Here is a 10,883-nt window from a genome sequence, read left to right as displayed (position 1 = left end):
GCTCGTTTCCCTCGCGGGAGTATTTGAGACCTCCCCCGATGGGGGCGCTATCGGCATGGCCGGTTTTGTCGGCTTCCTGCTCTTCCTGGTCTGGGTCTTGGCCGCGAGTGTCGTGCTGCTGCTCCGACCCGGCCAGCATCCCACCGACACATAAGGGAGCAAAGGAACCCGACCGCGGTCATTCACGGGAACAGGCGCAACACATTTCCGAATGCGTCGCCTTGACCTCCTCACGGAGGACGTCGGGTTCACATCAGAAGGACATTTCCGGTCAACTACATGGCGGCCGAGTTCAAGTACGGTGGATGGTTGCCCCTAGTACACCGATGGGTACCAACGCGGATGCCCCGGCCCTATCATGGCGGTATGGACACGCCGCTTGGCCCTCGTGTCGTCCGGGCAGGTGAGGGCGAAGTCACTGGAGAACCAGGGTTCCAGGACAGGTACCTTCTCGAGAGCGCAGCTTCCTCCGGCAGGGTTGCGCTGGTCGAACACGTGCTCGCGCCGAAGATGCTGGCCGCACCCATGCACCGGCACAGTCGCGAAGACGAATACACCTTCGTGCTGGCCGGCACACGCGGGGTGATCGAGGAGGGCACCGAGATCACGGCAACGCCGGGCGATTTGGTAGTCAAGCCTCGCGGACGCTGGCACACCTTCTGGAATGCCGGTGACGACGAACTCCGTGTGCTCGAGATCATCGTTCCGGGCGGCATCGAGGCACTCTTCCGCCGACTCGGCGAGCCTGGGGGTGAATACTCGCCGGATACACTTCCCGCCCTCGCAGCCGAGTACGGCGGTGAGGTGGACTTCGAGGCAACGATGCCGCTAATCGAGCGGCACGGGCTTCTGTTCGGGTAGGGAACCCACTACGGCGACAGCCTCCGGATTTACTGGCATGTGACCCAAATCCTGTGTTCTTCGCGGTTCCGCCCCGGACCGGCAACAACCCTCGTGTTGGGGGGATGGCACTCCCTAATCTTGAGCTGTCCCAGCGCACCACTCCCCCTTGGATGGCACCAAATGAAAAAACTCGTCCTCTGGCTCACGGCGCACCTCGCAGCCGTCGGGCTGGGCATCGTGGCACCGGGGGCCGTCTCGCAGCATCGTATTGCGGTCTCGAAGGGGATCCCTGGCCAAATCCGCGCCAAGGATGAGCACCGCTTCCGTCACCAACGTCCGCACAGGGCAGCAACCCTGCTTCGACCAGATGGTGGTTGACCTCAACGGCCCCGCAACGGGCTACACGGTCCGCTACGTTCCGGAGATCATCCAGGACCGCACCGGCTACACGATCCCGGTGTACGGCAACGCGCACCTGCAGGTCGTCGTGAACGCACCCTCCTATGACAGCAACGGCAACGTCACCTACAACCCGGCCGCCTGAAGAACTCCTTCGGGTCGGCGGCGAGCAGGCCCTGATGGCACACGATCGCATCTACGGGCCGTGTGTCCACGAACAGGACCGCGACCTCGCGGGAGTGGACCACGGTGTAGCGGGTGAAGTCTTCCATCCAGGAATGGATTCCGGTGAACTCCTCCAAGAACAATCCGTCGCCGAGCAGTCCCCGCTCCGTGAGCAGGTCGTAGACAACATTCCAGACGAGATCCATCAGTTCATGAATGGCCGCCTCAACCGTTGGGGCCGTCATGCCTCCATAGTCCTCCCGGGCGCCGACAGTCTTGCGGACCCAGCAGGCGTGTCCTGAAGATGCGTTACCAGTAGGGCTAGACTGGGCCGGGTTAGGACGGATCGGGGGATCCAAGGCGGCTGCGCCGCCGTTCCGCTGGTCGGTCGCAGCCAGCGGAGTCAAGGATAGACATGACCTTCTTTCAAAGCTTTCCGGTGCCTCCTTTACCGCCGCAGCCGCGCTCAACGAGGTATGCCCCGCCCCCTTGGGTGGCCGCACCCGCCTACGAGTTACCGGCGGTAGTACACCTCGGCAAGTTCCTGCACAGAAGCCCTACAACGGTCCTGGCAGTCAAAAGCGTCGATGTCTATTCCACTGGCTGTTCCTTCAGCCTGTCCTGGCTCTTCCGCCGTGGAGAGCAGAATGACGAGGACTGGGCCGGCCTGCAGCATCTGTTCTTCCATCCGGGGATGGGCATCCGACCTGGAAGAGTGCAGCATTCCGGACTGCTGTTCGGCGTGCAGTTCCCCGACGGCCCGAAGGCCAGCACCGGAAGCCAGGGACCGCATGGCCCGATGGACACCGGCCAGCAGCCTGCACCACCAGTGCTCGCCTTGAACAACTGCGGAGGCAGCGGCGCCGACGACGAATTTCTGGGCCGGGGCCGGCTTTGGCTGTGGCCGCTTCCTCCGGTCGGCGAGTTGCGTCTCCTGGCCCAGTGGCTTGACTTGGGGGTGAAGGAATCATTCATCACTTTGGACGGTGGCCAGTTGCGGAATGCGGCTTCAGGCGCCCAGCAGTTCTGGCCTAAAGAGGAGACCCGAAATGGCTGACTTCAACGGTTTGATCCTGACCGTGGTCTTCGCTGCGGTCTTCTTCTACGTCCTTTACGGCGTCATCCGCGCGGCCGTCCGCGACGGCATCCTTCAGGCCGATAAGCGACGGCAGAAGGCGGCCATCGCGGTCCACAGCGGACCGGATCATCCCGTGCTGGTGCCGCAGGTCAGCCCATCTTTGGTCAGTGTTCTTCCTCCGCTTGATAGAGATTCTCGATGACCCTCTCGGCGTGAGTTATGCCGATCTTGGGATGCATGGCACGCAGCTCTTCAACGGCAGCCTCATGCCCTTGACTCACGTTAATGGCTCGCAACCCGATGATCTGCATGCGAGATAGACGGACCCCTTTCTTGGACATCTGATGCTGTTCAAAAATGCGCCAAATACTCACCGCGCTTTGGGCGAGTGCGAGCGTGATAATCACGGGTGTCCAAGCATCCGCTTCCAGGGCAGTGCCGAAGTACATCGCTGCAAACCAGATCGCGATCAGAAGAGTTCCTGCGCCGAAATTCTGGGATCGCACCAGTCCGAAAAACTCATCGAGTCTAGTGGCGGAACCTCCGAGAGCAGAGCCGACTCTGCCGGCTTCACCGAGATTGCCAGCGAACCGAGAAAAAGGACCAGCATCCAAAGAGGGGGACTAGTAGGATCCCGAAGTTCGGGCAGCGCCCCGAAGAAGGACCCGACGACGGCCGCAGGCAGGATCACCAACAGGGCATCTGCCGGTTGCGGCCGCATGAGAACACTGGGTGTTGATCGGCGATCCCAAAACAGGATGAAGCAGCCCTGGATAAGGGCCATGGCAGCGAATCCAACGGTGAACGGCGTTACCCTGCCCTTTTCGTTCTCGTTTAGAGCATGGCGGCCCACCACAGGCCAAGGCCCGCGGCAACCACTACAACTCCACCGACCAGGACACTGCTTAGCTGCATCCTAGACCCGGGAATCTGAAGTGGTCTCTGCGAGGAACGATTTGTCTGTTTCATTCGACTTCAGCCCTGGTTGCCGGCCAGGAATGGGAGAGGCACCCTACAGGCCGTTGTCCCGCCAGTCACCCGGGAAACGCTCTGGATGTTTGGGGTCCCTTCCCCGTTCACGCCAGTATTCGTCGCGCTGCCAGAGCGAGAACCGGATGACCGCGGTTCCGAAAACGATGACGAATAAGATCTCGACACCCAGCATCGCGATCCGCCAAGGCAACGAGGTGTTTGGTATCAGGTTCCACACCCCGAAGACGATCACGAACGGCAGCGACCAGTACGTGATGCGGGTGATCTTTCGCCGGGCTTCCTCCTTGGAAGCCGGAGACTTCCCGTCTTGAGGTACCCCTGACGACCGTGGCATGTCTGAACTGAACCACTGGTTCGCATACCGGGGCAAGGTGCGTGAGCGGATCTTGCGGCCGGAGACTAGGAGGATGCCTGCTCCACGGCATCCTGAATCTTCCGGAGCGTTGCAGGACTGACGGCAACCTCAATGACTCCCCCATTCGATTCCATGGTGATTATCTGGAATCCGAACGGAAGCCCCTGTTTATTGTCGTGGCGGTTGGATGTGCGGGGCGGCAGTCCTGTGGCGCGGAGGCCGGTGAGTGCCTTGCTGCGGCCGCTCGGTATCAGCTCGTCGTAGACGGCGGGCTGGAAGTCGATGAGGCCCGGCGCCGGGGTGGCAATGCCCATTTCCCAAATGCCGCTTAGGGAACCGGGCCGGGCGTTCGGGTACCGGAGGAACATGAGCAACTGCCCGTGCTCATCCAACCTCGCCTTGGTCCTCCGGAAACGCTTTTGGGTGAAGTAGGTACCTCCAGCAGCAACCAACGAGTACACCAACGCGCTGAACAGCGCGCTGTCCAGGCTGTCCCGAAAGATGAGCAGGTTCGTTCCCAGAAGGATGCCGAAGGCTATTGCGCCTACCACTGCCGCCTGCAGGCCCGGACGGAGATCCCGTCGTCGCTTCATGGCGAGAGTCTAAAGGCGGGCAGTTCGTTCCGCTACGCCTCGTGAGCCTCAGCTCCGGTGTCATCTCCGAGCTCGCCGGCGGCTATGCGCTCTGCGGTGCGGCGGTAGGCCTCGGCGATGTAGTCCTCAATGTCCTGCCGGCCGATGCGCCTCACGCTGCGGTAATCTTGCCTCCATTACAGCTGTTGGAATTGTTTGTTTGAGCACCGCACTCTTCGTTCCTAGCTCTTATCGCAGTCCTTGTGAGGATGGCGGTGACTGCCTGATAGGCGCGCGCCTGCTCAAGCCGACCGGATGGCAAACGCAGCGCATGAGGCCCGCCCGCCGTTCATCTGATGTGCGCCGGTTAGGCATTCCCGCCAGCGCACCGTCGTGGCTGATCGGGAATACGAATTTAACGCTGGCTGCAGAGGGAAGGACAATAAAGGGGTAGGACTGACGAGGCCCAGCGCCGAAGGAGGGTTCGACGGATTTCTTCTTCCCCTCGTTTTTGCCTTGGGCTTTCCTAACCGCCTTCGGCGTAGCATACGTTCTACTCCGCGAGGACGCCGACAAAATTGACAGGCTGGCCTTGTCTGGGGCGCTCGGCGCCGGCATGGCCGTCGTCGTCATAGCGTCACTGATCTTCTGGATGCTCAGTGTCCCCCCTTTCTCCAGATAGCGAGAGTCGCAGTGCAGTGCCCGCGCCTGGTCGGCGTTCTCGCAGGGCCGCTTAGACTGTCCGATTGGAAGGTTTGCCTAGGAACCTTCAATGAGACGGGCCGGGGCGTCTCAGATCTCATCTGTTTTCCTGCTTCGTATCGATACTCGTGTCGGAGCTCCTTAACGTGCTTCTTGATTAAGAAGCCAACCAGCACTGTGGCAGCGACAGCTACACCGACCCATAGCAACGCTCGCCGGTAGGGTTCTGCATTAGGAGAAATATGAGCACGGTAACAGCGCCCACAAGCGCGACAAATTTCGAAATCGAGTAGGCCGTGCCCTTCTTAACCGCCGGATGGACCCAGCCAATTGTTGCCCCGGTTCCTGCAGATGTTGCCCTTGATTCAGATCCAGAGCCGGATCCGCTTGCTGCACATGGGGACTTTTCCTTCTTCGCACGGTCTTTCGCCCTGTCACGGTAATTGGTCACAACCACCAGGAGTACGCAGGCGAGGGCGGTCACCCCGACAGCGCTAACCATGATGTTCATGACACCGTCGGGGATTCCGCTTGCATTTATATAGATCGCCGGTCTAATGGGGTCACGGCCTCTCCCAAACCCTTTTACTATGTCGAACCCTTACTGGGCAGAAAACTGGCGTTCCGATAAGTAGGGCCAAATTGGCAGGGACGGGACGCTGCATAATGCCACCATGTGCGGGAAGTCCTGCGGTCCTCGTGCCCCGCCCCCTGGCGGCCGGCCCGAGGGCCGGCAGCTTTCCCCTGGCCTCAGCTGACTCTGGCTTGGTCCAAGGCACTGAGCAATCCCCTGGTGTCCTCAACATCGTAAAAGGCCACCGTTTGTCCGAGTCCAAGACTGAAGAAATCCAGGCCGGTGTTTTGGTACATTCCGGCCCCGAAAGCCCCGGCCATGCCCTGGTACCCGAAAGTCACGCTGACATGGCGTCCGTCTTTGGACTGATCGATCTTGGTCGGCATGCCGTTGACCGGCGTATCGGAAACGGACCTGTCCCCTATTGAGACGATTGCCCTGCGATCCGTGAGTCCATACACTGTGCGGAGCTTCCGCCGCTTCTTGTAGATGAACCTTCCGAAGATGAAGTAGAGGCCTATCAGGACGAAGGGGATGCCCCACAGTACAAAGAAGGGTTGCTTGGCCGTGGTGGCAGCCGTGAACTCCCAGAAGATCGCGAAGCCACCCCAGAGGATGCTGAACGGCACCAGAAGGGCGTCCGCACCGGTGAAACGAACCCGGGGGTCCGGCTGACCCACCCACAGAAGCCTTTCACCTTGGCGAAGGAGTGGCAGAATCCGGCTTCTGGGATCGTTCATGCCTCGAAGTGTTACACAGTAGTTCCGGTCTGAACAGGGGAAACTCCGGTGGCGAAGGGCCAGCGAGGACGAGCGGAACCCAGGTAACGGTTTCAGCCCACCCGCGGCTTGCTTCAGGCATCACCTTCACGTGTCTGCTTCCTCAGGGACAACCCTCAGGGTTTGATCCCCGCACAGGAGCTGCCGTACCTGTCCTGCTGCTCTGAGCAGATCGAACCACTCAGCTGGGCGGCGAGGCGAGCAATGGATCCCGCAACGCGCCGCCGTCCAGCCGGAACAAAGTTGGGTTCAACGATTAGGAATGCGAATCGCCAACTAGGGCGGTTTTCGCCGGTTTTCCGGTCCTGAATCGCCAACTGGCTTCCGATCTCACAGGACTTGTGAGACCCCGACCTAAGCGAGCAATTGCTCGACGAAAAATAGCCAGGATCTCAAGGGACCGGCTTCCTCTAGATTGCGCTAGCGCAGTCAAAACTAACTGAGCATTTCCGGAAACACTGGGTTAGGGGCACCCGGTCAGGCCATGAGAACGTTCCGCAGTTAGACCTGCTCCCGTCGATTTCCTAGGAACGACGTGTTAGTCACAGAAGCTTGTCGAGTTCATTTGCAGGTCTCCTACCTCCACAGGCGCACGTCTGCTGCGTTAGTTCTTGATAGTTGCCACACTTTCGGCAGCTCCAGCGTTCCGGGCGAGGCAGCTCGACAGGCAGAAGTTCCAGCACTTGAGGCGGCAGGGGTAGTAATGCTCCGTGTAGAAATCCCCGTCGGGGTCCCAGCCGTAGGCGTAGTGGCCGAAACTCCCGTCATCCAGCTTGGAGGCCACCAGGACTCTGTCAGTTGTATCCGTGGCCGCCGTGAACCTCATAAACCGGGCTTTACCCTCGGCTGCCTGTTCCCGGATGGCACTACGCCCGAGCTCCTCGATGGACGGCGCGGCACATGAGGACACTGCCAGCAACAGAATGCCCGCGGCAGCGAACTTCAGGACACGCAGCATTCTTCCCCCAAGAAGTAGTGAGGCCCAGCATACCTGTCACCGTGGGAGAAGGTGTCCCCTTCCGTCTCATGTCCTACGACGATAGAGCGCTGAACTAGCTCCTCAACGCGATGCTGGAAGGATGCGAGAGAATCGGCAAGTTCGACCCTAAGTGCAAGTAACTCTTCAGCTGTTCGCAGTTCCCTTGGGCAGGTTGCCCCTGGTTCCTGCCGTCAGCACGCAGCGCTCCTCCGGCAGTTCTGGTACAAGCACCTCATGTCCGGGCAGGTGAACGTCGAGGACAGGTAGGGAGAATTGAGTCATGGGCTCCATGTGTGCGGTGGCCCGGGCGCTCCTCCCCGTCTTGGACTCGGGTAGGGTGCCAAAGAAGGAATCATTGGGGGAATGATGAAGCTGATGCGACGTGTGCTGCTCGCCGGAGTCCTGGTATCGGTCCTGGCGGGGTGTACTTACTCAGAACCTCGGCACGATCAGGAAACCCGCCCAGTCGAAGCATCTTCGGCTTCCTCTACTCCCTCGGCTGTGTCCGCCACGATGCAGGGCCCTTTCCAGTCCCTGACTGCAGCTACCTCTGGCACAGCCACCCTCGAGGTCAACGAGTCCGGCGCAGTTGTGCAGCTCGAAGACATGGCGACTGAGCCCGGCAAGGATCTTCGCGTCATGCTCAGTCCCGGCACTCTTGCTGCCGGCGTCGGCGGAGAGCTTGAATTGTCATCTATGAAGATGATCGAGATCGGCCCATTCCGGGCCGGCGCCACCCAGCGTTTCGTGATGGACGCACAAATGTGGACGGGCATGCAGGATCCAGTCCGGAGCGTGTTGATCTATGACTACTCCGCCAAGAAGGCACGTGCAGCGGCAGTCCTCAGCGACGAGAAGTGAAGGCTCAGGCTAGTGCCTCGGTGGATCCCGCCCCGGCCCACCATCCGTGGACGTTTGCCGCGGTGTGCGTCATGGTCCCGGCGCTGCCCCTGCTGGTGTTCAGCCTGGCGGATCCCATCGTCCAGCTGCTGCCCTGGTACGCGGCCGTCTACCTGCTGATCGGGGCCTGCATCTTCGGGCCCACCGGGCAGGTCCCGTCGGTTCGGCAGGCCGTGGCGTTCCTGCTGCCCGGCGCCCTGCTCGTTCCCCCGGCACTGCTGAACGTGGGCTTCTGGGCCGGCGGCTGGCTGCTGGGCCTGCCAGCATGGGGCCTGCTGCTGAGCCGCTGGACGCCCGAGACCCCACTACGGCCCGGCCAGCTGCTTCAGTTCGCCGGGCTGTGGGTGCTGGGTCTAGTGATCTTCACCTTCAATGGCATCTGGCCGATCTTCAGCCTCGGCCTGTTCCTCCTGCCGATCATCCCACTCATCCGGCTGGCGTACCCCGAGTACAGCGCCCGGCCGCTTCAGGCCGGAGCGGAGGTTTTCCTGGCGGTAGCCGCAGTCGTGGTGTCCTTCGCGACCCCCACACCCGAGGGGGCCTGGGCGTCGCCCTGGATATACGCCGGCGGGGCCGCGACTGCCGGGCTGATGATCGCGTTCTGGGCCAGGGGCCTCCCCCGCCGCAGGGCGATGCGTCGAGCTAATGATGGCGCGCGTCGTTTAGCCTGTGAGCGCCGTCCGCCAGGTTTCGATATGCCGGGCGACATATTCGCTTGTGGCTTTCCAGTGGGCTCCGTGCCCATCGGCGTACATCCGCGCCCACGGCTGGTGTCCGGTCAGATTCGCTGCATGCAGCAAGTCATGCATGGCCGAAACTCTCTGGGCGAGCATCTCAGGAAGTGCAGCCCGCTGGCCATGGTCGGCGCCATAGCCATCGACGAAGGCGCGCAACCGGACACCGGCTTCGTCGGGCCGCTCCCCCTCCCAAAGTCCGGCGAAGGACTGGGCAGAATAGGCCAGGTCCCAAAGGCGCGTTCTCGGCCCTGCGCCGTCCCAGTCGATGAAGACCCACCGGTCGCCGATGATGAAATTCCATGGAGCCAGGTCGTTGTGGCAGATCAGATCCGGCTCGGACGCCGGGATCAGAACCTTCCACGACTCAACGTCATCTGCAGTGCACGCCGGGCTGTTGTCGTGGATGGCGCGCACGATCCTTCCGACCCTTCGCAGTTCAGCAATATCCAGCTGTCCTCGATCAATGGCCGAACTGCCGGCAACGTACTCGATGACCTGTCGGCCCTCTTTGTCGGGGCCAGCTACCTCCGGGACATCCACTCCAGCCGATCGCAACGTACCAAGGAACTGGTGGACTTTATCCGTGGAGGAGGTCCATGGTTTCCTCACGGTTTCTCCGTTGCGGACTACAAATTCAGCAGCGTTACCCCCGGCAAGAACCTGCTCATCAGTCACCATGACAGGCTAGGCCAGATTCGCGAAACGTGCTTCCCTTGAACGTCCAGCATCCTCTACCCGATGGGCAACATCGGTCTATCGCCGACGCCTGCCGTGGGGAGCATACTGAGACATGGCTGACTCCGATGACTTTCTGGCATGGCTTCGGTCCACCCTCTATGAGGCTGAAGTGGCTATTCACAATGGCGACGCCGCCCCGCGTCGGGCGATCTGGTCCAGCAACGAGCCGGTAAGTGTCCTGGGCGCGTGGCGCAACGCTTTCGGACAGCAGGAGCTCGATGAACTCTTCGCTGGTCTGGCAAAGCAGTTCTCCAACTGCACGTCCTACCGTTTCGAGCTGCTGGCATACGACGTCGTGGGCGACGTGGCCTATACGGCGGGACTGGAGCACACCTCCGCCTCCGTGGACGGCGAACCGCGGAGCTATACCCTCCGGGCCACACAGGTCTACCGTCGGGAGGACGGCGAATGGAAGGTCGCCCACCGCCACGGCGACACCGTAACCCCCTGACTCGGACAAAAATGCCCCCGGCCTGGGAGGCGCCATCATCCATCGGAAGCTGGGCCAGGAGGACGACGAAATCGCTGTCCTGAAGAGATGGCTGGCCGCCTGCCCCAGGTCGCGCCGGGCTGGCAGCAAGATTGCCGAGCGCCTCACCAAGCTGGAAGCGGTCTGACACCGGCGGGCGAGGGGTGCTTTCGAGATCCCAGTGTGGACAGGATTCAGAGGCTCAGCAAGGACGGGATGAGCAGGAGGGGCTTGAGGCCCTGCTATTGCTGGGCCTCCGGACTCAGCCTGGATTGAACAGGCTGCCACCCTCTCCGTTACGGATGCGGTCATCCGGAGCCAGCGCACCTTGGGCGACGACGTAACCATTGACGCATAGTTCCAGGGACGACGCCAGCGACGGTGCCGGTAGGGTGCGATTACCCGGGCTTGCGAACACATTGCTAAGCATGCTTATGATGGTGTCAATCGGATGGGGATCCGGTGTATGGGGAGTGGGAGTCGAAAAGGGTGCGCTCAGTGAATGAACTGCTCCCCGGGAGTTGGACTGAGAAATTCAGTTCCGACTCCCGGGGAGCAGTTTTATGCGTGCGTCTAGTTCGTTGTCTGAGGATCAGCGCG

The 10,883-nt window shown here is 61.4% G+C and carries 15 protein-coding genes; 6 read left to right on the top strand and 9 right to left on the bottom strand.

Annotation, left to right across the window (positions count from 1 at the left end; genetic code table 11):
- Window positions 1-366: 366 nt before the first annotated feature.
- Both AC5RT3_RS20255 and AC5RT3_RS20250 read left to right on the top strand, forming a co-directional pair.
- Window positions 367-861: a cupin domain-containing protein gene (locus AC5RT3_RS20255; RefSeq protein WP_494125067.1), complete on the top strand. Its 495-nt coding sequence runs from the start codon at window positions 367-369 to the stop codon at window positions 859-861.
- A gap of 292 nt (window positions 862-1,153) precedes the next feature.
- Window positions 1,154-1,387, top strand: coding sequence for an AMIN-like domain-containing (lipo)protein (locus AC5RT3_RS20250; RefSeq protein ID WP_494053841.1), 234 nt, complete (start codon window positions 1,154-1,156; stop codon window positions 1,385-1,387).
- Here the strand turns inward: AC5RT3_RS20250 and AC5RT3_RS20245 are convergent.
- Window positions 1,365-1,652, bottom strand: a complete 288-nt coding sequence (locus AC5RT3_RS20245) for a hypothetical protein (RefSeq protein ID WP_494053842.1) — start codon at window positions 1,650-1,652, stop codon at window positions 1,365-1,367. The genes AC5RT3_RS20250 and AC5RT3_RS20245 overlap by 23 nt on opposite strands.
- Window positions 1,653-1,921: 269 nt before the next feature.
- Window positions 1,922-2,200, bottom strand: coding sequence for a hypothetical protein (locus AC5RT3_RS20240; RefSeq protein WP_494125066.1), 279 nt, complete (start codon window positions 2,198-2,200; stop codon window positions 1,922-1,924).
- Window positions 2,201-2,206: 6 nt separating this feature from the next.
- Between AC5RT3_RS20240 and AC5RT3_RS20235 the strand changes: the two genes are divergently transcribed.
- Together AC5RT3_RS20235 and AC5RT3_RS20230 are read left to right on the top strand one after the other, a co-directional pair.
- The gene (locus AC5RT3_RS20235) at window positions 2,207-2,464 is read left to right on the top strand and encodes a hypothetical protein (protein ID WP_494125065.1); all 258 of its coding nucleotides are present in this window, start codon (window positions 2,207-2,209) and stop codon (window positions 2,462-2,464) included.
- Window positions 2,457-2,687 carry a hypothetical protein gene (locus tag AC5RT3_RS20230; protein WP_494053844.1) on the top strand — a complete coding sequence of 77 codons (231 nt, stop codon included), beginning with the start codon at window positions 2,457-2,459 and terminating at the stop codon, window positions 2,685-2,687. Before AC5RT3_RS20235 ends, AC5RT3_RS20230 begins: the two co-directional genes overlap by 8 nt.
- On the opposite strand, the gene AC5RT3_RS20225 is transcribed toward AC5RT3_RS20230, so the two are convergent.
- The 6 genes from AC5RT3_RS20225 to AC5RT3_RS20200 form a co-directional block, all read right to left on the bottom strand.
- Window positions 2,650-2,991 carry a hypothetical protein gene (locus tag AC5RT3_RS20225; protein WP_494053845.1) on the bottom strand — a complete coding sequence of 114 codons (342 nt, stop codon included), beginning with the start codon at window positions 2,989-2,991 and terminating at the stop codon, window positions 2,650-2,652. The two genes, AC5RT3_RS20230 and AC5RT3_RS20225, sit on opposite strands and share 38 nt — an antisense overlap.
- A 506-nt stretch (window positions 2,992-3,497) precedes the next feature.
- A complete protein-coding gene (locus tag AC5RT3_RS20220; protein ID WP_494053846.1) occupies window positions 3,498-3,812 on the bottom strand; it encodes a hypothetical protein in 315 nt (104 codons plus the stop codon).
- A 65-nt stretch (window positions 3,813-3,877) separates the two neighbouring features.
- Window positions 3,878-4,426: a hypothetical protein gene (locus AC5RT3_RS20215; RefSeq protein WP_494053847.1), complete on the bottom strand. Its 549-nt coding sequence runs from the start codon at window positions 4,424-4,426 to the stop codon at window positions 3,878-3,880.
- A 32-nt stretch (window positions 4,427-4,458) separates the two neighbouring features.
- Entirely contained in the window at window positions 4,459-4,581 is a 123-nt protein-coding gene (locus AC5RT3_RS20210; RefSeq protein WP_494053848.1) for a hypothetical protein, read from the bottom strand.
- A 1,276-nt stretch (window positions 4,582-5,857) separates the two neighbouring features.
- Window positions 5,858-6,361 carry a hypothetical protein gene (locus tag AC5RT3_RS20205; protein WP_494009350.1) on the bottom strand — a complete coding sequence of 168 codons (504 nt, stop codon included), beginning with the start codon at window positions 6,359-6,361 and terminating at the stop codon, window positions 5,858-5,860.
- Between the two features lie 703 nt (window positions 6,362-7,064).
- A complete protein-coding gene (locus AC5RT3_RS20200; protein ID WP_494053850.1) occupies window positions 7,065-7,418 on the bottom strand; it encodes a hypothetical protein in 354 nt (117 codons plus the stop codon).
- 384 nt (window positions 7,419-7,802) lie between these two features.
- On the opposite strand from AC5RT3_RS20200, the gene AC5RT3_RS20195 reads away from it, so the two are divergent.
- The gene (locus tag AC5RT3_RS20195) at window positions 7,803-8,300 is read left to right on the top strand and encodes a DM13 domain-containing protein (RefSeq protein WP_494053851.1); all 498 of its coding nucleotides are present in this window, start codon (window positions 7,803-7,805) and stop codon (window positions 8,298-8,300) included.
- 701 nt (window positions 8,301-9,001) lie between these two features.
- Here the strand turns inward: AC5RT3_RS20195 and AC5RT3_RS20190 are convergent.
- On the bottom strand, window positions 9,002-9,754 hold the full coding sequence (locus AC5RT3_RS20190; protein ID WP_494053852.1) for a phosphotransferase: 753 nt from the start codon (window positions 9,752-9,754) through the stop codon (window positions 9,002-9,004).
- A 112-nt stretch (window positions 9,755-9,866) separates the two neighbouring features.
- Here AC5RT3_RS20190 and AC5RT3_RS20185 point away from each other — a divergent pair, with 112 nt between their 5' ends.
- Entirely contained in the window at window positions 9,867-10,265 is a 399-nt protein-coding gene (locus AC5RT3_RS20185; protein ID WP_494053853.1) for a nuclear transport factor 2 family protein, read from the top strand.
- Window positions 10,266-10,883: the final 618 nt, after the last annotated feature.

The sequence above is a fragment of the Arthrobacter sp. Y3221159 genome (assembly GCF_059089885.1).
This window is presented reverse-complemented; position numbering and strand designations above follow the sequence as displayed.

Excerpts from the sequence above, each read along its gene's own strand:
- AC5RT3_RS20195 (WP_494053851.1), top strand. The coding sequence starts at position 7,803 with ATGATGAAGCTGATGCGACGTGTGCTGCTCGCCGGAGTCCTGGTATCG.
- AC5RT3_RS20230 (WP_494053844.1), top strand. The coding sequence starts at position 2,457 with ATGGCTGACTTCAACGGTTTGATCCTGACCGTGGTCTTCGCTGCGGTC.
- AC5RT3_RS20235 (WP_494125065.1), top strand. The coding sequence starts at position 2,207 with ATGGACACCGGCCAGCAGCCTGCACCACCAGTGCTCGCCTTGAACAAC.
- AC5RT3_RS20220 (WP_494053846.1), bottom strand. The coding sequence starts at position 3,812 with ATGCCACGGTCGTCAGGGGTACCTCAAGACGGGAAGTCTCCGGCTTCC.
- AC5RT3_RS20200 (WP_494053850.1), bottom strand. The coding sequence starts at position 7,418 with ATGCTGCGTGTCCTGAAGTTCGCTGCCGCGGGCATTCTGTTGCTGGCA.
- AC5RT3_RS20245 (WP_494053842.1), bottom strand. The coding sequence starts at position 1,652 with ATGACGGCCCCAACGGTTGAGGCGGCCATTCATGAACTGATGGATCTC.
- AC5RT3_RS20185 (WP_494053853.1), top strand. The coding sequence starts at position 9,867 with ATGGCTGACTCCGATGACTTTCTGGCATGGCTTCGGTCCACCCTCTAT.
- AC5RT3_RS20190 (WP_494053852.1), bottom strand. The coding sequence starts at position 9,754 with ATGGTGACTGATGAGCAGGTTCTTGCCGGGGGTAACGCTGCTGAATTT.
- AC5RT3_RS20255 (WP_494125067.1), top strand. The coding sequence starts at position 367 with ATGGACACGCCGCTTGGCCCTCGTGTCGTCCGGGCAGGTGAGGGCGAA.
- AC5RT3_RS20215 (WP_494053847.1), bottom strand. The coding sequence starts at position 4,426 with ATGAAGCGACGACGGGATCTCCGTCCGGGCCTGCAGGCGGCAGTGGTA.
- AC5RT3_RS20250 (WP_494053841.1), top strand. The coding sequence starts at position 1,154 with ATGAGCACCGCTTCCGTCACCAACGTCCGCACAGGGCAGCAACCCTGC.
- AC5RT3_RS20240 (WP_494125066.1), bottom strand. The coding sequence starts at position 2,200 with ATGCGGTCCCTGGCTTCCGGTGCTGGCCTTCGGGCCGTCGGGGAACTG.